17 protein-coding genes are annotated in these 19,381 nt (G+C 66.4%); 8 read left to right on the forward strand and 9 right to left on the reverse strand.

Annotated elements, in window-relative coordinates; all coding sequences use genetic code 11:
* Positions 1 to 28 precede the first annotated feature (28 nt).
* Positions 29 to 1,195: an ATP-binding protein gene (locus tag JS528_RS06770; RefSeq protein WP_214358327.1), complete on the reverse strand. Its 1,167-nt coding sequence runs from the start codon at positions 1,193 to 1,195 to the stop codon at positions 29 to 31.
* 457 nt (positions 1,196 to 1,652) lie between these two features.
* On the opposite strand from JS528_RS06770, the gene ureA reads away from it, so the two are divergent.
* Both ureA and ureC read left to right on the forward strand, forming a co-directional pair.
* The gene (gene ureA / locus JS528_RS06775) at positions 1,653 to 2,333 is read left to right on the forward strand and encodes an urease subunit gamma (protein ID WP_214358328.1); all 681 of its coding nucleotides are present in this window, start codon (positions 1,653 to 1,655) and stop codon (positions 2,331 to 2,333) included.
* 30 nt (positions 2,334 to 2,363) lie between these two features.
* Positions 2,364 to 4,088 (forward strand): urease subunit alpha, encoded by a 1,725-nt coding sequence (ureC, locus tag JS528_RS06780; protein WP_214358329.1) that lies wholly within the window; start codon positions 2,364 to 2,366, stop codon positions 4,086 to 4,088.
* Positions 4,089 to 4,255: 167 nt separating this feature from the next.
* On the opposite strand, the gene JS528_RS06785 is transcribed toward ureC, so the two are convergent.
* The 4 genes from JS528_RS06785 to JS528_RS11585 form a co-directional block, all read right to left on the reverse strand.
* Positions 4,256 to 5,044 (reverse strand): urease accessory protein UreD, encoded by a 789-nt coding sequence (locus tag JS528_RS06785; RefSeq protein WP_214358330.1) that lies wholly within the window; start codon positions 5,042 to 5,044, stop codon positions 4,256 to 4,258.
* 21 nt (positions 5,045 to 5,065) lie between these two features.
* Positions 5,066 to 5,674 carry an urease accessory protein UreG gene (gene ureG / locus JS528_RS06790; RefSeq protein WP_214358331.1) on the reverse strand — a complete coding sequence of 203 codons (609 nt, stop codon included), beginning with the start codon at positions 5,672 to 5,674 and terminating at the stop codon, positions 5,066 to 5,068.
* A 191-nt stretch (positions 5,675 to 5,865) separates the two neighbouring features.
* Entirely contained in the window at positions 5,866 to 6,804 is a 939-nt protein-coding gene (locus JS528_RS06795; RefSeq protein ID WP_214358332.1) for an urease accessory protein UreF, read from the reverse strand.
* A 111-nt stretch (positions 6,805 to 6,915) separates the two neighbouring features.
* Positions 6,916 to 7,734, reverse strand: coding sequence for an urease accessory protein UreE (locus JS528_RS11585; RefSeq protein WP_240541384.1), 819 nt, complete (start codon positions 7,732 to 7,734; stop codon positions 6,916 to 6,918).
* A 505-nt stretch (positions 7,735 to 8,239) separates the two neighbouring features.
* Between JS528_RS11585 and JS528_RS11590 the strand changes: the two genes are divergently transcribed.
* The 3 genes from JS528_RS11590 to JS528_RS06820 all read left to right on the forward strand — a co-directional run bounded on the left by JS528_RS11590 (position 8,240) and on the right by JS528_RS06820 (position 11,389).
* Positions 8,240 to 9,571, forward strand: a complete 1,332-nt coding sequence (locus tag JS528_RS11590; RefSeq protein WP_214358333.1) for an energy-coupling factor ABC transporter permease — start codon at positions 8,240 to 8,242, stop codon at positions 9,569 to 9,571.
* Positions 9,572 to 9,653: 82 nt separating this feature from the next.
* Positions 9,654 to 10,550 (forward strand): energy-coupling factor transporter transmembrane component T, encoded by an 897-nt coding sequence (locus JS528_RS06815; protein WP_214358334.1) that lies wholly within the window; start codon positions 9,654 to 9,656, stop codon positions 10,548 to 10,550.
* A gap of 128 nt (positions 10,551 to 10,678) precedes the next feature.
* The gene (locus JS528_RS06820) at positions 10,679 to 11,389 is read left to right on the forward strand and encodes an energy-coupling factor ABC transporter ATP-binding protein (protein WP_214358335.1); all 711 of its coding nucleotides are present in this window, start codon (positions 10,679 to 10,681) and stop codon (positions 11,387 to 11,389) included.
* A gap of 17 nt (positions 11,390 to 11,406) precedes the next feature.
* Here JS528_RS06820 and JS528_RS06825 read toward each other — a convergent pair whose 3' ends face one another.
* Genes JS528_RS06825 through JS528_RS06835 form a run of 3 tightly spaced genes read right to left on the reverse strand, consistent with a single transcriptional unit; the run spans position 11,407 to position 14,184 of the window.
* A complete protein-coding gene (locus tag JS528_RS06825) occupies positions 11,407 to 12,105 on the reverse strand; it encodes a sirohydrochlorin chelatase (protein WP_214358336.1) in 699 nt (232 codons plus the stop codon).
* Positions 12,106 to 12,115: 10 nt separating this feature from the next.
* Positions 12,116 to 12,556 carry a flavodoxin domain-containing protein gene (locus tag JS528_RS06830; protein WP_214358337.1) on the reverse strand — a complete coding sequence of 147 codons (441 nt, stop codon included), beginning with the start codon at positions 12,554 to 12,556 and terminating at the stop codon, positions 12,116 to 12,118.
* A complete protein-coding gene (locus tag JS528_RS06835; RefSeq protein ID WP_214358338.1) occupies positions 12,553 to 14,184 on the reverse strand; it encodes a nitrite/sulfite reductase in 1,632 nt (543 codons plus the stop codon). The genes JS528_RS06830 and JS528_RS06835 overlap by 4 nt, the downstream gene beginning before the upstream one ends.
* Positions 14,185 to 14,602: 418 nt before the next feature.
* Here JS528_RS06835 and JS528_RS06840 point away from each other — a divergent pair, with 418 nt between their 5' ends.
* The 3 genes from JS528_RS06840 (at position 14,603) to JS528_RS06850 (ending at position 18,317) form a co-directional block, all read left to right on the forward strand.
* Positions 14,603 to 15,670: an NAD(P)/FAD-dependent oxidoreductase gene (locus JS528_RS06840; RefSeq protein ID WP_214358339.1), complete on the forward strand. Its 1,068-nt coding sequence runs from the start codon at positions 14,603 to 14,605 to the stop codon at positions 15,668 to 15,670.
* 456 nt (positions 15,671 to 16,126) lie between these two features.
* The gene (locus JS528_RS06845; protein ID WP_214358340.1) at positions 16,127 to 17,614 is read left to right on the forward strand and encodes a YeiH family protein; all 1,488 of its coding nucleotides are present in this window, start codon (positions 16,127 to 16,129) and stop codon (positions 17,612 to 17,614) included.
* Between the two features lie 400 nt (positions 17,615 to 18,014).
* On the forward strand, positions 18,015 to 18,317 hold the full coding sequence (locus JS528_RS06850; RefSeq protein ID WP_214358341.1) for a hypothetical protein: 303 nt from the start codon (positions 18,015 to 18,017) through the stop codon (positions 18,315 to 18,317).
* 71 nt (positions 18,318 to 18,388) lie between these two features.
* On the opposite strand, the gene JS528_RS06855 is transcribed toward JS528_RS06850, so the two are convergent.
* Positions 18,389 to 19,348, reverse strand: a complete 960-nt coding sequence (locus tag JS528_RS06855) for a hypothetical protein (protein ID WP_214358342.1) — start codon at positions 19,346 to 19,348, stop codon at positions 18,389 to 18,391.
* Positions 19,349 to 19,381 lie beyond the last annotated feature (33 nt).

Here is a 19,381-nt window from a genome sequence, read left to right on the forward strand (position 1 = left end):
GGCGGTCCATATGGGCGGGGTGGAATAATCACTCGAGACTCGCGATGGTGCGGCGCATCTGATGGAATGCGCCGTGTTCGCGCAGGTAGTCACGCAGATAAGGCAGCTTGAAGTCCACGAACCCGTAGGAGGTCTGGTAGATGATGTCCTCCTTGATGAGCTGCGTGCGGTATACGTTCGCGTAGATCGGATTGCGCTCCAGTCGTCTGGCTATCTCGCCGGTGGAGGACGGTCCGTCGTCCTGGGCCATGGCGAGCAGGTAGTCGCAGGCCATGGCCGACAGGCCATCCAGTGCAGGGCCGTGCACCATGTCGCCGAGTTTGATTTTCGCCTGGGCTATGCCCTTGGCGGCCGCTTCCGGTGTGATGACGTGAGCGTCCGCCGTGGGGCCGGTCTCGGAGGCGCGCCATGTCCAATAGCCGACCAGCTGGATCATGAACGGGTATCCGTTGGTGGCCTGCGCGAGTGCCGACAGCACCGCGTCATCCACGTTCTTGTCGTTGGCTTCTATGGTGTCCGCGAACGCTTGGCGGACGGCGTCGAGGGGCACGTCGCCCAAGTGCTTGCGCTCGGCACGACGCAGGAACGTCAGGACGTTGTCGTTGATGACATCCTCCACCATCGAGGGCAGTCCCGCGAAGATGAACGCGATGTTGCGCTGCTCTCGGATGAGGTGCTGCACCGCCGTGGCGAGCGCACGAATCTCGTCGATGCCGGACGCCTGCACCTCGTCGAGGGTGATGAGGATGCCCTGCCGCTTGCGCTCCAGCTTGTCGAGTCGTTCCGACATGGCTCGGCGAAAGTCCAGAGCCCGATCCGCCGCCGGGGCGAACTGCGCTGATCCCAGATTCAACGAGGCGGCCACGGGCGCTCCAGGTACCGACAGCGAGGCTGTCGGCATGGTCACCGAGCTGAGATGCGTTTTGGATTTCCCCGACAGGGATCCGATGAGTCGGTCGATGAACCCCGACTCGGCGGTTTCGTCGATGACGAGCCATCCTCGCTGGCGGGCGAGGTCGCCAAGGGCATTGAGCATCACGGTTTTCCCGACGCCTCGGGCGCCGGTCAGGTACATGAGTCTGCCGGGCGCACCGACCCCGTCGTCCAAGGCGTAGGAGAAGTCCTCGATGTCGTCGCCGCGGCCGACCAGCACGGGAGGAGTCATGCCGGCGGTGGGTTTGAATGGATTGGGCATGACATGCTCCTTGTCGTTGGAGGGGGGGCGAGATGAGTCGGCGCCTCGGCAGAACTTATAAAAGATATAAAAACTATAAAAAAGTATAATGGCGCACTGGGACGCACTGGGAAGCCACGAAGGGAGGACTGCTGCCGGTGGCGTGAGGGGGACTGCCGTTTCGACGGTGTCCCATCTTCGGCGGGTATGGCGCGGATCCTCATTAGTGACTCGTAATACTCTTCATCGTGAGTCAGTTAATCGTGAGTCAGCTCATGCGGCTGGAAGACATGATGGGAGACGGTGCCGTATGAGTAACCGGCATCCGTTCCGTAGGCCCGCGAAACATCCCGTTGCCATTGGGGTCGTAAAATGTGCCCGATTCGTGAGACGCGATGCGAGACGGCCCCGCCCGTGCCGGTCGCCCGCCCGTGCCCCGCGGCATCCACACCAACGACCGAAGGACGATGGGGGCCTGATGAGACTGACACCACGGGAGACCGACAAACTCATGCTCTACTTGGCGGGACAGCTCGCCAAGGACCGCAAGTCGCGGGGGGTGAAGCTCAACTACGTCGAGGCGATCGCGCTGATCTCCTCCGAATGCGTCGAACGCGCGCGCGAGGGCGCGACCGTCGCCGAGCTCATGTCCTACGGCCGCACGCTGCTCAAGCCCGAGGACGTCATGGACGGCGTCGCCGAGATGCTCGAGGTCGTCGAGGTCGAGGCCACGTTCCCCGACGGCACCAAGCTCGTCTCCATCCACAACCCGATCGAATCGACCGAGAAGCTCGTCCCCGGCGAATACCTGCTCGCCGACGACGACCTGACCATCAACGAGGGCCGCGACGCCATCGAACTCGACGTCGTCAACACCGCCGACCGCCCGATCCAGATCGGCTCCCACTTCCACTTCTTCGAGGTCAACAAGTACCTGAAGTTCGACCGCAAGGCCGCCTACGGCAAGCGCCTCGACATCCCCGCCGGCACCGCCGTGCGCTTCGAGCCGGGCGAGGCCCATCGCGTGCGCCTCATCGACATCGGCGGCACGCGCGAGATCCACGGCTTCAGCGCGCTCGTCGAAGGCCGGCTCGACGACCCGCAGGTGCGCGAGGCCGCGTTCAGGAAGGCGCACGACCAGGGATTCCTGGGCATCTGAGCGAGACGGATCGGGAGCAAGGACAGCATCATGAGCAAGACCATCACACGCAAGGACTACGCGGGCATGTTCGGCCCGACCACCGGCGACCGCGTCCGCCTCGGCGACACCAGCCTCGTCATCGAGGTCGAGAAGGACTACACGCACTACGGCGACGAACTGAAGTTCGGCGGCGGCAAATCGTTCCGCGACGGCATGGGCCAGTCGAGCGTCCAGCTCGACACCGAATCGCCCGACACCGTCATCACCAATGCCCTCATCGTCGACTGGACCGGCATCTACAAGGCCGACATCGGCCTCAAGAACGGCAAGATCTCGGCCATCGGCAAGGCCGGCAACCCGCAGACCATGAGCGGCGTCACGCCGGGCCTCGCGGTCGGCTCCGGCACCGAGGCGATCGCCGGCGAGGGACTCATCGTCACCGCGGGCGGACTCGACACCCACATCCACTTCATCTCACCGCAGCAGATCCGCACGGCGCTCGCCGGCGGCGTCACGACGATGGTCGGCGGCGGCACCGGACCGGCCGACGGCACCAACGCGACCACCTGCAACCCGGGCGCGTTCCACCTGGCGCGCATGATCGAGGCGGCCGAGGCGCTGCCGGTCAACATCGCCTACCTCGGCAAGGGCAACGACTCCAGCCCCGAGCCCCTGCGCGAGCAGATCCGCGCCGGCGCCGCGGGCCTCAAGATCCACGAGGACTGGGGCTCCACCCCGGCCGTCATCGACACGTGCCTCGGCGTCGCCGACGAGATGGACGTGCAGGTCGCGATCCACACCGATACGCTCAACGAGGGCGGCTGCGTCGAGGACACGATCGCCGCGTTCAAGGGCCGCGCGATCCACACGTACCACACCGAGGGCGCCGGCGGCGGCCACGCCCCGGACATCATCCGCGCGGCCGGCTTCCCGAACGTGCTGCCGAGCTCCACGAACCCGACCATGCCGTACACGCGCAACACCATCGACGAGCATCTCGACATGATGATGGTGTGCCACCACCTCGACCGCAACGTGCCGGAGGACATCTCGTTCGCCGACTCCCGCATCCGCCCCGAGACGATCGGCGCGGAGGATGTGCTGCACGACCTCGGCATCATCTCGATGATGAGCTCCGATTCGCAGGCCATGGGCCGTGTCGGCGAGGTCATCACCCGCACGATCCAGACCGCCGACAAGATGAAGAAGCAGCGCGGCCCCCTGCCGGAGGACGAGCACGACAACAACCGCAACGACAACTTCCGCGTCAAGCGCTACGTGTCCAAGTTCACCATCAACCCGGCCATCACGCACGGCATCGACGAGTACGTCGGGTCGATCGAGGTCGGCAAGATGGCCGATCTGGTCCTGTGGCAGCCGTCGATGTTCGGCGCGAAGCCGGAGATGGTCATCAAGGGCGGCTCCATCGCGTATTCGCGCATGGGTGATGCGAACGCGTCGATCCCGACCCCGGAGCCGGTCTACTACCGCGACATGTTCGGCGCGCTCGGCCGCGCCCTGTCGAGCTCCTGCGCGACGTTCGTCTCGCAGGCCGCGGTCGACGACGACATCAAGGGCAAGCTGGGGCTCGCGCGTCAGGTGCTGCCGGTGCACGGCTGCCGCACGATCGGCAAGAAGGACCTCAAGTTCAACGACACCTTGGCGGACATCCAGGTCAACCCGGAGACCTTCCAGGTGACGGTCGACGGCGAGCTCGTCCACTCCGACCCGGCCTATGAGCTGCCGCTGACGCAGCGGTACTTCCTGTTCTGAGGATGGCCGGTTCCCGATTTTCACGCTCGGAAAATCGGGAACCAGGATCGCACGGAATCGCACATGCGGTTTCGTGCGATTCCGCTATATTCCAACGATTCTCGTGTTCGTATGAACAGGCCGCTGGTTCCCGATTTCGCGACGTCGAAAATCGGGAACCGGAACCTTCAGACCATATCGGCGATATCCCTGATGAAATCGAACGCGTCGTCGCCGCGGGTGGTGAGCAGACGCACGCACACGCCGTTCACCGCGCGGCTCGCGCCCAGTTCGCCGGTGAACCCGACCGCATCCGCATGCGCGCGGATACGGTCGATCAGCGCGTCCTCGGCGGCGATGCGCGCGGCCTCGCCGCCCTCCGGCAGATGCGCGTACAGCACTCCGCAGTGCGTGAACTCGCGCCACATCCCGATTCCCGTGTAGTCGAACGCGTCCGGCTCGAGCAGCATGCGATCCGCGAACGCAAGCCGATCGTCCACGAACACGCGCATGCGGTTCGTGAACCGGCGCATCGCCCACCGTTCGTCCATGCCGACGCGTCCGCACGTGACCACGTCCGCGTAGACGAACGTCGACGCCGGATCGAGACGCGCGGTCGTCAGGTTCTCGAACGTGCTGCCGCGGAACGGAATCACCGGGAACGGCAGGAACACGGCCTTCGCGTCGCCCCGCGTCACGAGGTCGATCGTGCGCGAGGCCGAACCGTCGGCCGTGTCCAGCACCTTCTCGTAGCTCTGCGTCTTGATCGTCGAATCGGTTCCCGGGCCGAAATCGATCGCGATGTGCGCCTCGTCGCCCTTCAAAAAGCCGGGGGAGGCGAGCATCACGATGAAATCGGAATGACGGCCGTTCGTGAACGGCGTCATCAACTTGAACGGCGCCTCGAAATAGACGTCGTCGATCTTCGTGCGACCGTGACGGAACGCGGTGGCCAGCCGGAAGGTGCTGCTGCCCATGGATGAATCACCTCCGGAAGATCACATGCCCTCGAACAGGACGTTCTTCTTGATCCACGCGATCACGTCGTCGACGCCCGCGCCGCCCATGAGGTCGGTGAAGACGAACGGACGGCCGCCGCGCATCTTCTTGGAGTCGCGGGCCATCACGTCGAGATCGGCGTGGACCAGCGGCGCGAGGTCGGACTTGTTGATGACCAGCAGGTCGGAGCGCGTCACGCCCGGACCGCCCTTGCGCGGGATCTTGTCGCCCTCGTCGGTGGCGATCACGTAGATCGTCGCGTCGGCGAGATCCGGGCTGAACGTGGCGGACAGGTTGTCGCCGCCCGACTCGACGAACATGATCTGCACGTCCGGATGCGTGCGGGCCATCTCCTCGCACGCCTCGAGGTTCATCGAGCAGTCCTCGCGGATCGCGGTGTGCGGGCAGCCGCCGGTCTCGACGCCGACGATACGGTCGGGGGAGAGGCGGCTGTGCTCGATGAGGAACTCGGCGTCCTCCTTGGTGTAGATGTCGTTCGTCACGACGCAGATGCTGTACTCGTCGGCCATCTTGCGGGTGAGGCGCTCGATGAGGGCGGTCTTGCCGGAGCCGACGGGCCCGGCGACGCCGATACGTACGTAGGACATTGGTTTGCTCTCCTTTGTTGGGTTGGTCTGGTGTCCGGCGGGAATCGCGATATACGATGCGCGACACGCTCAAGGCCGCTCGGCCAAGCCTACGGTCGCGCATCGTATATCGCGATTCCCGCCTCCGCTGAATCAAAAGATCACGTAGGGATGTCCTACGTGGGGGAGTGGGTTAAGCGTGGGATGAGCGATTAGCTCATGTAGAGGCGGGAGTAGAGGGTTTCGTGCTGCATGGCGGCTATGTCTAGGTAGGCGCCGGAGATGCCGAGGTCGTCGGGGTGGAGGGTCATCGCGATGTCGACGGCGCGCACGAGACGCGGGAACGAGTCGTGCAGGGCGACCTGGCCGACGTACTGGCTCAGGGGGATCGCCTTCGCGGCGCACATCGTCAGGGCGCTCAGCAGGGAGTAGCCGTAGGTGACGGCCGCGCTGCGCACGTCGGTGGCGTGGTCGGCGGCGTACAGGCCCATCGCGATCGCGTGGACGCCGCGGCATCGGCCTTCGTCGATGAGCCGGGCGTACATGTCGAGCTTGGGTGATCCGTACAGCGCGTCGGTCGCGCCCTCCAGCCGGCGCCGTTCGGTGCGGTGCTCGTGGACGGAGACGATCTCGTCATCGGGGGAGCGGTCGGCGGGTGCCGGGCGTCCGGCCTGCGGGCGTTCCTCGGTGACGGCGATGGTGTCGGCCGATGAGCCGGCGTTGGTTCGGTGAGGGGCCTGACTGCGGTTGGCGCCGGCTGCGTCCATCTGGCGTACGAGCTTGATCAGACGGGTGCACATGCGCTCGCTGCCCTCACGGATCTCGCGCGCCGACTGCAGGGCGGAGGCAAGTTCGTCGAGGGCGACGATCTTGCGCTCGAGCCCGGCCGCGGAGAGACGCCCGTCGGTGCCGTACCTGCCGGCCAGCGTCATCTGTCCGATCTCCTTGTACGGGGCGACGGCCAGATAGTCGCGCACGTACTGCTCGAAATCGGCGCCGCGACGCAGGAACTCGCGCTGCACGAACGTCTCCATGCCGTTGGACAGCGCGAACGCACCCACCGGGAAGACGCTGTCGCACACCTGCAGCATGGCGAGATGCCGCGCCTGGGCGTCGTTGAGCGCCGCGATGTCGGCGGTCTTCATGGTCATCGATGTGTCCTCGATTCACTGTCGGGTGGCGTCGCGTGGTGGGTCGGTGCATTGGTGACCCGCTGGGCTCCGGGAGTCCGAAGGGACGGGGTTTCCGAGGCCGGCGGCGATTCAGTGGGTGTGCCAGGTGCGGCCGCCGTCGTGGCTGTGCGAGCCGTCCGGGCGATGCAGCACGCCGTTCGACTCGTACTCGCCGGGCTTGAGCTGGTACGGATGGTCCGCGTCGACGCCGGGTTCCTCGACGACGTGGTGATGGTGGTGACTGTGCTCGCCGTGGGGATGATCCTCGTGGTCGTGGTCGTGGTCGTGGTCGTGGTCGTGGTCGTGGTCGTGGTCGTGGTCGTGGTCGTGCTTCGCACCCGTTTCGTGCGCGTGGACGTCGAGATGGTCGGTCTTCGTCCTGTCGGCGAAGGCCGCGTCGGCCTCGGCCTCCTGCTCCTCCTCGGCCACGTCACCCGTGGTCTTGTTGGTGCCCGGGATGATCGTGCCGGAGCCGGCGTGCGCCTTGACGATGAGGAAGCCGTCGAACCCGCCCTCGATGATGTGCGGCTCGTAGCCGATCTTCTTCGTGTACTCCATCGTCGGATGGTCGTACGGCACGAGCACGCGGTCGTTCTCCACTTTCAGGCTCAGGTGGCGATTGCCCAGCTCGAAGCACAGGCGACCCATCTCCTTCATCGAGCTCACCGGGATCTCGATGAGCTGCGCGGTGCGGATGCGTGCGAAGTAGCGCTTGTCGTCCGTCTCGGCGAGCACGTCTCCGTCCTTGATGGTCCGTCCGACCATCACGCCGATCTCGGTGCCGTCCTCGGCGACCTTCATCATGCGCTTCTTGTCCGTCTCGAACCAGTCGAAGGCGACCGGCACCTCGAGTTTGCCGTCGTCATACTGCTGGCTGATGATGTTGCCGGTGATCTCCTTGGCGATCATCCACCCTCCCTTTCACGTCCGCGTGCGGCCCATGGTGTCCGCTGTGTGGACTTCAGTGTACGGTCCGCGATGCGTCCGTTTGTAACGGCGATGTGGCGAGTGTTTCGGAAAATACCGGCTGAAGCCGGCGGCAGGGTGGGTCCCGGACCGATTCGCGGACCGGTCGCATACGGCGTGTTTGCAGCGATTCCAACCGGTCGTGCGGCGTCGTTTACATAACGCATCACGCCTGTGATATTACGTATCCATCCAACGCATGGGCGGCGGATCGCGCCGTCGTCGCGGTGTCGGCCTATAGGTGGTGTTCGCAATGTGGACGCCGCGCGAGGTCGGGTGACGGAGGACGGCCGTGGTTCCGGGTCCGGGAAGCGAGGCGGTCCCGGTCGCGGTTGGTCCGGACCGGGGGTATCCGACGTCCGGCGGCCCGCGCTTCCGGCCTGCGACGGCCCGGTTCCGCGGCGACGTCCTCCGCGCCGGCCCATGCGACCGACGAAAGGGACCCGATATGTACGAGCTGTACGAACCGCAGGCCGCGACGCTGGCGATGCACATCCCCGACAACTTCATCTCGCCGTCCACCGGGGCGGTGTTCTGGGCGGTCATGATTCCGATCTGGGTGCTGTGCTTCCGGTCGATGATCCGCAATGCCGGCCCGGAGAGGATGGCGTATCTCGGCGCGGGCGCCGCATTCTCGTTCCTCATCATGATGTTCAACGTGCCCACGCCCGGCGGCACCACCGCGCACGGCGTCGGCGGTGCGCTCATCGCGCTGCTGCTCGGACCGCAGTACGCGACGGTCGCCGTGTCGGTCGCCCTGCTGCTGCAGGCGCTGTTGTTCGGCGATGGCGGACTCATCACGCTCGGCGCGAACTGCTTCAACATGGCCGTCGTCCTGCCGTTCACGGCGTATGGCATCTACATGGGAATTCGCGGAATCGCGCGGTTCGTCGGGGGCGTCGGTCGGGCAGGGGGATCGGTCGCGACGTCCGGCGATGTCCGCGGACGGGGATCCGCTGGTGCGGCCGGCGGGCGAGACGATGTCGCCGGCACCGGGTCGGCGATGGGCCGTGTCGGAAGTCGTGGACGTGCCGCAGGTTCCTACGCCTCAGGGAGGATTGCCGATCGCGTCGCCGTGTTCCTTGGCGGGTACATTGGCCTGACGCTCGCCGCGCTGTGCGTCGCGGTCGAGCTGGGCGTCCAGCCGATGCTGTTCCACGACGCCGCCGGCCGCGCGCTCTACTTCCCGTTCCCTCTGGCCGTGACGATCCCCGCCATGCTCATCCCGCATCTCGCCGTCGCCGGCGTGGTCGAGGGATTGGCGACCGTGGTCGTCGTCGACTTCGTGCGCCGGTCGGCTCCCGAGATCGTGACGTCCGGCATCGGCGTACGCGGTCGCGGGGAGGTGTCCGTCGGGGAGATCGCGGGCCCCATCGCGAATGTTTCACGTGGAACGTCGCGACCTGTTTCACGTGAAACGCAGACGGGCGTCGTGCAGTCTGTTTCACGTGGAACATCCGGTACGCGGCGCCCGCTGTGGGTTGCGTTGGCGATCGTCGCGCTGCTGTCCCCGCTGGGGCTGTTGGCGACCGGCGACGCCTGGGGTGAATGGGGAGCCGAGGACTTCATGGCCGCGACCGGTCTCGACTACGTGCCCCAGTTCATCGCCCATGGTTTCACGTGGAACACCCTGCTGCCCGACTACTCGCTCGCCGGCCTGCCGGACGTCGTCGGCTATGTCCTCTCCGCCGTCATCGGCATCGCCCTGACGACCATCGTCTTCCGCCTGCTTGCCCTTGCCGTGCGAGGCGCCGGTTCCGGGAAGGTGCGTCGGGGGTAGTCGTCGACCGGGGCCGGTGCAATCGCCGGCCGGTGACGTTCGGCATGAACCGGTGCGCGGAAGAATAGGGATGAGGGGAAACGTGACGGAACGGAATACGGACGGGTCGCCGATGGGTGCGGACGTGGGTGAGACGGCGGCGTCCGGCCGTGTCGGAACGGCGTCCACGGTCCGTATCCCCGCGTGGCTGGGGGAGTCGGAGCGGTACGAGCCGCTCGATGACCGCTCGTCGTTCGTCGAGCGCAATCTCGCGCACGTCGGCGGCATGCTGGAACAGGTCGGCTCGTCGCTGTCGATCGCGCGTAGTCCGGTCGATCGCGCGCTGTGCGCGGTCGCGCCGGCGCTGCGCATCATCGGCGTGCCCGCCGCGATCGTGTGCGTCAACGCGACGCGCAACATGCTGTTCGCGTACGCGATGCTCGCCGTCGTGCTCGTCATGCTCGCGTTGCGCCCGGCCCGCCTGATCGCAGCGATCCTCAAGCCCACGCTCGTCGTGTGCGCGCTGAGCCTCGTGCTGGGGCTGCCGGCCGTGTTCATCGGACAGGCCGACGCACCGGTGCGGCTCGTCGTCAAGGCGTTCGTGTCGGTCGCGCCGGTGATCGCCCTCGCCCGCACGGTGCCGTGGAACCGTCTGATCGCCGGACTCAAGGGCGTCGGATGCCCAGACTCCGTGATCTACGTGTGCGACGTGACCGTGCAGTTCATCGACATCCTCGGCCGGTCGATGGTCTCGCTGCTCGACGCGCTCAAGCTGCGCAGCGTCGGCCGCGACTCGCGCAAACTCATGTCCGCCGGCCGGGTGATGGGCGCGCTGTTCCTGCGGGCGAACACGCAGGCCCGCCAGATGGCCGAGGCGATGACCTGCCGCGGCTTCGACGGGCGGTATCGTGTGCGCCGCGACCGGCTGTTCACTTGGCCCAATGCCGTGTACGCCGTCGCCGTCGCCGCGATGATCGCGTTCGCCATCTACTGCGGATGACCGACGGGACGGGTGGTGCGTGTGGTGGGCTACGGTGTGGAATGACGCGACGGTGAATTCTCGGGCGGGCGGACCGGATGCCCGGGTCATACGAGAATGGAGCAATGATGTTTGACGGAAACCCTTTGGTGGAACTGAGCCATATCGACTTCACGTATGGGGACGTCGATGCCGACCGCGCCGGCGACCCGGTCGACTCCGCTGGGCCTGCCGGGCCTGGTTCAGGTGGCCGCAAGGTCCTCGACGACTTCAACCTCACCGTCGAGCGCGGCGAGTGCGTCGCCCTGCTCGGTCCCAACGGCGTCGGCAAGACCACGGTGATGCGCATCATCAACGCGCTCGAGTTCCCGACCGCCGGCGAATACCGCTTCGGCGGCGAGCCCGTCACGCGGGCCGCCGTCGAGAAACGCAACAGCCGGTTCGCCAAGGCGCTGCACCAGCGCATCGGCTTCGTCTTCCAGAATTCCGACACCCAGCTGTTCTGCCCGTCGGTCGGCGAGGAGATCGCGTTCGGCCCCATGCAGATGGGTCTGCCGGACGCCGAGATCGACCGTCGCGTGAACGACATCGTCGACCTGTTCGATCTGGGGGAATACGTCGACCGTGCGCCCTACCGCCTGTCCGGCGGCGAGAAGAAGCGCGTCGCCGTCGCGTGCGTAATGTCGCTCAACCCGGACCTCATGGTCCTCGACGAGCCGACCGACGGCCTCGACGAGGCGAACACCGCGCTGGTCGTGCGCGTGCTCAAGGCCTACGTCGAGGCCGGAAAGACGGTGCTGCTCTCCACCCACCACCACGACATCGTCGAGGCGTTGGGTGCGCGCATCGTGCGGATGTGACGTGACGTGATGCGCGCCTAGACGCCGGCCTCGGCGAGCCGCTCGCGGATCGCGTTGATGATGACCGGATCGTCCTCGAGCGTCGGCAGGAAGACGTCGCCCGACTCGATTGCCTGGACGCGCGCCTTCATCTTGGCGGCGAGACGTCCGTCCGTCAGGAACAGGCGCTCGACGATGAACGGTCCGTGCTCGTCCGCCAGCGTCTCCTCGATGGTCGGGTGTCCGACGTGATTCGTCGGCACGACCTCGACGCCGATCGTGCGCCCCACGCGGGACGCGAGCTCCTTGAGCTCCTCGAACGGCTCCGGGAAGTGCGGCGTGCCGTGCGCGATGAGCAGCACGCGCCGCCCGGGGAACGCCGTCACGGCGGCCCCGAGCGTGCGCTCCAGATACCGCTCGACGGCCGCCGTCCCGGCCAGCGGCTCGGTCACCGTGACCGTGATCGATGGATCGAGCACCTTGGCCGAACGCTCCGGGATGTCCCAGCGTATGTGCGTGGCCGAATACAGCAACACCGGCACGATGGCCAGATGGTCGACTCCGGGTCGTCCCTGCAGGTCGCGGATGCCGTCCTCGAGCGTCTGCTCGTCGCCCTCGAGGAACGCGATGCGCCCGAGCTGCCCCTCGTCGGCGATGAACCCCGCCAGCAGCTCGAGGTTCGACTCGGGGATCTTGCCCCTGCGGCCGTGCAGTACGTACAGATATGCGGTGGTCATGATGGTCGGGTCAGGCCGCGAGCGTCTTCGCGAGGTCCTTCAGGCGCGCGATCGCGTCGTCGTCCGGAGCCAGCTCGATCTTCACGCTCGGTGCGGCCAGTTCCGCGCCGTCGTCGGTCACGAGCTTCTCGAAGATGTCGACCGCCGCGCAGAAGTGCGGGTAGCTGGTGTCGCCGGTGCCGATCACCGCGACCTTCTTGCCGGACAGGTCGGCGCCGTCCAGATCGTCGAAGAAGTCGACGATGCCGCCGGGTACCTCGCCATTCGCGCCGTCGGACCAGCTGGCGATCACGTAGTTGTCGGCGCCGTCGAAGAACTCGTCGACCTCCACGCCGTCCTCGGCGTCGAACACCTCGACGTCCGCGCCGAGATCCTCCAGCGCCTCCTGCAGGGTCTCGACGGCCTCCTTGGTGTTGCCGGTCGCGCTCGTGTAGATGATCTTGGTGCTCACTTCAGTACCTCCGGTAGGGTTGCGATGAATTGGTTGAGTACTTCCTGGAAATGATCGGTTCCCTGACGGTTGTAGTAGTCGTAGAACGTCTCGTCCCCTTCGTGGTGGTCCCGGTAGTCGGCCAGGATCGACGAGACCGCGTCGGCGAGCTGTTCCTTGGAGAACACGCCCTTGAGCGGCTCGTTGAAGTGGCCTTCGCCCAGCAGGCTGCCACCAACGGAGAGCTTGTAGCCCTCCACGTGCTGACGGTCGGGGGTGCGCGCGTGCACGCCCTCGATGCCGATGTCCGCGATGGATCGGTGCGCGCAGTTGCTGCCGCAGCCTGTCATCGTCACGTTGATCGGACGGTCGAACGCGAACCGCCTGTCGAGCTCCTCGATCAGCGGCTTGAACACGGTCTTGGTGTGCGCGTTCGCGAGATTGCAGTATTCCGCGCCCGTGCAGGTGTTGCCGTAGTCGGCCAGCAGGTGCGGGTGGATCGAGAAGCGCTCGAAGATCGGCAGCGCCTCCACTTCGGCGAGTTTGTCCTCGGGGATCCACGGGATGATGAAGTTCTGGCAGTGGTCGAATCGGATCTCGTCGCGTCCGTAGTTGCGGGCCACGTCGGTCAGCGCGCGGAAGTCGTCGGACGAGATGCGCCCGGACGGCACGGAGACGCCCACGTAGTAGTAGCCGTCCTGCTTCTGGCGATGCACGCCGAGTGCGTTGCCGCTGTTCCATCCCTTGACCTTGCTGCGGCCCTTGGTCTGCAGGTCGGGCAGGGACTCGCGCACCTTGTCCTCGAACTGCTCGGCGCCCCAGTCGGCCACGAGGAACTTGAGACGGGCCTTGGAGCGGCTGCGGCGGTAGCCGTAGTCGCGGTAGATGCGGCAGATCACCTCGGCCACGTCGGCCACGCGGTTCGGCGGCACGAAGATGTTGAGCTGCTGCGCGAGGTACGGCTTCATGCCGAGGCCGCCGCCCACGAGCACGTTGAATCCCTGGATGGTGTGGCGGCCGATCCGCTTGGTGTCGGGCGTGAACGCCACGTCGTTGATCTGCGCGTCGGCCGAGTTGTACACGTTGCTGCTGATCGAGATCTTGAACTTGCGCGGCAGGTTCGAGTAGTCGTAGTTGCCCTGGAAGCGGTGGTAGACGTCCATCACGGCCTGACGCGTGTCGAACAGCTCGTCCGGGTCGATGCCGGAGAGCGTGTTGTCGACGATGTTGCGCGTGATGTCGCCCTCGGCGCCCTTGGTCGTCAGGCCGACGTTCTCGATGCCGGCGAAGATGTCGACGAGCTCGGCGAACGGGATCCAGTGGTACTGCACCGCCTGGCGCGTGGTCAGGTCGATGACGCCGTGGCCGTAGTGCTCGCCGATCCACGCGATGTGGTCGGCCTGCTTGACCGTGATGCGTCCGCCCGGGATCTTGATGCGCATCATGAAGTAGCCGTCGGTCTGCGGCTTCTGCACGGTGAGCCCCGCGTACTTGAAGTACATGAAGTAGCTCGGATCGATCTCCGAGAACGGCTTCTTCACCAGCTCCGGAAGATCCTTGAACACATCAAGGCCGTCTTCCTTGAGCTTGGCGATCTCGTTGCCGTTGAGCTTCTGATCCGCCCATGTGGCGATGTAGCCGGCGCTCATAGCGCTTCCCCCAATCGGATAAGTCTGCGTTGTGGCGCCGAAGCGCCGTACCCCCTGATGAGTCGGGAGCCTACAAACGCCGTGTTGCGGTGTCAATCCGGTCCCGTTCGGTCATGTGCGGACGAAAACGTTGCGATTCCGCCGTTTTCGGGCCGTCGCCGGATGACACCCCGCGTGATTTCCGGTTGATGGTTCTCCTTGTGAGCCGTTATCAATCGGCGGTATTCCGCCGATTTCCAGCCTGTCGCGACGCTTCGTCCGAACGGCGCGCGACCGTATACTTGGCCACTATCGACGTCCGTCATCGGGGCGCGGCTCCGGTCATCCGACCGGTCCGCGGCGACGGGCGGCGATTCATCGATCGACCATCCGACGGCCGGCGAGCGCCGCGTCGTCCGACGAATCTGGGGGATTCCATATGACCGAAGCAGTGATCGAACAGGTGGGGACGAACGAGACCGGCGTGACCGGCGCGGACGGGGCGACGGCCGGAACGGCGGCCGCCGAGCCCGCCATCACCGACGTGACCGTGATCGGCGGCGGACCGGTCGGCATGTTCGCCGCGTTCTACTCCGCGATGCGCAATCTCGACGTCACGCTCGTCGACAGCCTGCCCGAGCTCGGCGGGCAGGTCGCGGCGCTCTACCCGGAGAAGCCGATCCATGACATCGCCGGATTCGTCTCCGGCACCGGCGCCGAACTCGTCGCCAACCTCAAGGCGCAGCTCGACACGTTCCCGGAGCGCATCACCGTGCACGTGAACGAAGAGGTGCGCGGTCTCGAGCAGCTCGCCGACGGCACGTTCACGCTGACCACGTCCGCGCGCGAGATCCGCACGCGCTCGGTGATCGTGGCGATCGGCTCCGGCGCGTTCACGCCCCGCCCGCTCGCCATCGACTACGACCGCGAGCGCCTCGACGGCCACAAGGTCTTCTACTTCGTCAAACGTCTGGCCGACTTCGCCGGCAAAACCGTCGCCGTGGCCGGCGGCGGCGACGCGGCGATCGACTGGGCGCTCGAGCTGGAGCGCATCGCCGGCAAGGTCGTGCTCATCCACCGCCGCGACAACTTCCGCGCGCTCGAGTCGAGCGTCGCGCGCCTGAAGGAGTCGACCGTCGCGATCCTCACGCCCTACAAGTTCACGTCCGTGACCGGCGTGCCCGATGGCGACGGCCTGCATATCGAGCTCGCCAAGATCAAGAGCGACGAGACGCTCGCGCTCGACGTCGACGCGCTGCTCGTCAACTACGGCTTCACGTCCGACAACCACCTGCTCAAGGAATGGGGCCTGCCGGTCAAACGCGGCGACCTCGAGGTGAACGAGTACCTCGAGACCGAGGTGCCGCGCATCTATGGCGTCGGCGACGCGGTCACCTACCCGGGCAAGGTCAAGCTCATCTCCGCCGGCTTCGGCGAGGTCCCGCGCGCCGTCAACCACCTGGCCGAGCAGCTCTACCCCGACCGCAAGCAGCCCCTGCACGAGTAACGGGAGGCTGGGTTTGCGCGTCCTCGCGTCCGTTCCTATAGGATCGGGCGCGGATGACCGGGGTATCTCGACGTTAAGGCAGACGACGGGATATAGCCCGTCATAAGCAACGTCTTCAATGGGACCGCGATGTCGCCATGTCGCATCGCATACAATCGAACCAACACGGCGCACCGCGACGAACGAATCGGGGCCATGAGGATGTCGGGGGACATCCGGCACCGATCGGGGGCGGTCGGCGAACCCAGCCGGCCGGTGATGCGTGCCGTGGTCCATATCCATCAATCAGCAACCAATCACGCAGCACGCATACATCATGCGTGCTGCGTGCCATCGCATCCGCTGTCCCGTCGCAGGAGAGGACGCACCGCCGCAGGCCGGTCATCGGCCGACGACCGGGAGCGTCCCGGCGACACGGAACGCCACGGGGCGATGGGAAGGAGAAGGGAAGCAATCGTGACCGCATCGACTTTGCCGACGACCGCAGCGGCGGCCGGCTCGGCGCAGAAAACCAAGGTGAGGGAGGCCGTCCCGGCGGCCGCCGAGGGACGCAGGATCCTGGGCAGCGAGGACTGGTGGGCCGTGTTCATCGGCCTCGGCATCGTGGTCCTCGGCTTCGTGCTGTGGGCCGCGGGCAGCACGCTCAACGTGTTCGCCGCGAAGATCCCCAGCTGGGACTCCTGGTCGTTCCTGTTCAGCGGCGGCGACGTCACCAAGAACGGCGCCACCACGCACGCGGCGGGACTGGCCGAGCGCTGGCCGAACATCGTCCTGCTGTTCGTCCTGTTCGCCGCGGTGTTCTCGCTCGCCGCGTACTTCCTCAAGCTCAAGGTGCCGGCGTTCCTCGGCGGGTTCGTCGCGCTGTTCGTCCTGAGCTTCGCCGTCAACGTGTTCAGCACGTCGAAGTTCTCCTCCTCGTACAACCTCGAGGCGCCGCTCGTCGCGCTGGTCATCGGCCTGATCATCGGCAACGTCGTCAACGCCGAAGGATTCTTCGGCGGCGCGCTGCGCACCGAACTGTACGTCAAGGTCGGCATCGTCCTGCTCGGCGCGACGCTGCCGTTCACCACGATCATCTCCGCCGGACCGGTCGCGTTCCTGCAGGCCACGTTCATCGCCGTCTCGACGTTCCTCGTCATCTACTTCGTTGCCACGAAGGGCTTCGACCTCGACAAGCGCTTCGCTGCCACGCTCGGCGCCGGCGGTTCGATCTGCGGCGTCTCCGCCGGCATCGCCGTGGGCTCCGCCGTCAAGACCCGCAAGGAGCAGGTCTCCGCGGTGATCTCCATCGTCGTCGTCTGGGCCATCATCTCCATCTTCCTGCTCACGGGCCTGGCCAAGGCGTTCGGTCTGCCCGACGGCGTGGCCGGCGCGTGGGTCGGCACCTCCGAGTTCGCCGACGCGGCCGGCGTGACCGCCGCCGCCAGCTTCGGCGAGCAGGGCATCGCCGCGTTCACCCTGATGAAGGTCGTCGGCCGCGACATCTTCATCGGCGTGTGGTGCCTGATCCTGGCGTTCATCGCCATCACCTACTGGGATCGTCAGGACCGCGTCGCCGAGGCCAAGGCCGCCGGCCGCGACGTCAACGACCTGCCTAGACAGAAGGTCGACGTCGCACAGATCTGGCACCGCTTCCCGAAGTTCGTGATCGGCTTCTTCGTCGCCTCGATCTTCCTGACGATCGTCATCGCGTCGGCCGGCGCGGGCGCCTCCGCGGGCATCACCAGCGACCTGATCGCACCGGTCAAGGAGCTGCGCACCTGGGCGTTCACGTTCACGTTCCTCTCGATCGGTCTGACGACCCGCTTCAAGCAGCTGTCGAACCTCGGATGGAAGCCGGTCGCCGCCTTCAGCATCGGCGCCGTGGTGAACATCATCCTCGGCTTCATCCTCTCCGCCGTGCTGCTGCCCGGCTTCTGGTCCACCATCTCCGTCGCCGCCTGACGCCGGCCCGAGCCACGGCCTGAGCCACGGACGGCCGGTCCGACGGCCGCCGCGACCGGATGATTGCCCGGTCGCTCGATCGGTCATGCCATTGACGCCATGAACGGCACCGGCCCGTCCGGGGTATCCCGGATGAGTGCGGTGCCGTTCCCGTTCCTGTCGAATGACGCCTGCGGCTTCGCCCCGTTGTCCCGCGTCCGCATACCTCGTCCGCATATCCCGTAAAGGAGTTCCCATGTCCTTCGCCGACCTGCTTGTTCGCCCACGTCCAAGTCGCCCCGCTGCACCCACCATCATCGATGACGCGCCTATCGTGCGTCCGAATGTCCGGGGCGCGTCGGAGCCCGAGGCGGAGACGACCACAACATCCTCTGATTCCGGCCTTCCGGTCGTGTGGCACGTGATCGTCGACATCCCGTTCGCGAACGATCCGCTGCGTCGTACCGGCGCCACGCTGGAGGACGCCGCCGCCGAACTGCGCCGTCGCTCCGCCCGGTTGGCCCGTGCCCAGGCGGTGCTGGCCACGTTGCGACGCCTCACCGACGCCGACGACTGGCAGGTGTCGATCACCCGCCACGGTATCCGCGCCGAACGCGACGGCGAGCCGTTCGAGCAGCTCGAGCAGCGCCTGACCGACGCCGGATTCGACGCCGACGACTTCCTCGTCCACGTCGAATACGCCCGCTCCTGGGGCATGCTGTAGACGCGCCGGACGTGGGGTTGGGGCTGGCCGTTGTTGCGGGCTGACCGTCCGATCGCTAATGAGCCGCCCAATCAGTCGGCGGTGACGTCATCGACCAGCCGTCTGATCGCGGCGTGCAGGACATCCGTGCGCGTCCCCGGCGATTTGGCGACGTTCCCGTCGGCCTCGACGACCGCCGTCGTGCTGGGCCCGAGCGTGTAGTACGTGGGCTGGGCCGTGAAGCATTCGGGAATCCGCTTCATGATGGCCCGCAGCCGCCGGTACGCCGACGGACTCGTCACCAGAATCCGCCCGATGCGGTGCGGGTCCGTCGCCGTTTCCTTGGAACATCCGGTGCGATCGGTCGGGAGACCGTATATGTCGGGGAAGGCCATGCCGGCCATGTCATCTGAGCCTCCACGCCCCGCGATTGATTCGGTGATGAACCCGCACGCACGGTCCTCGCACGTGGTGTCCCAATGATTCTCGTACACCTGCACGCGTGCGACGCCCGGCGGCAGCGCGTCGTGCGGCACCGACAGCGAGCCGCACAGATGCACCGCGCAACGTCCGACGAGAGGCGCGACGATGGGGGCTATGACCTTGGGAATCCTGGGGCTGTCGTCCGTCATCGATATCGGGGCGGCCGTCCCCGCGCGAGACGATTCGTCGATGGACGTGACGCCCTGCATCCTCCGTAGCAGCGCCGCGACCCCGCGCTGGCTCTCCTCGTCCGGGACCAGTACGTTCCGTATCCCCGCCGCCCGGGCTGTCCGCGCCATGCGCGCGCTCAGCACGATCAACGTGGGTGAGTTCGGGTTCCTGCTTTCCGTCCGCCACCGCGGATGCGCGAGGTAGACCTGCAACGCGAATCCGCTGGTGACGATCACCGTGTCCGCGGCGAGCATCGCGCGCAAACCGTCCGCATCCGGCTCGACCGCGCGCAGCTCGCGCAACGGGCAATATATGGGTGCGACCCCGGCCTCGACCAGCGCGCGTCGAGTCCCCGCATCGACGCGCGTCCCCTCGATGGTGAACAGAACCGATGTCATGGCGGATGAATCATGCACAATGATGATGATACG

It is taken from the genome of Bifidobacterium santillanense, from assembly GCF_018555385.1.
GTDB lineage: Bacteria > Actinomycetota > Actinomycetes > Actinomycetales > Bifidobacteriaceae > Bifidobacterium > Bifidobacterium santillanense.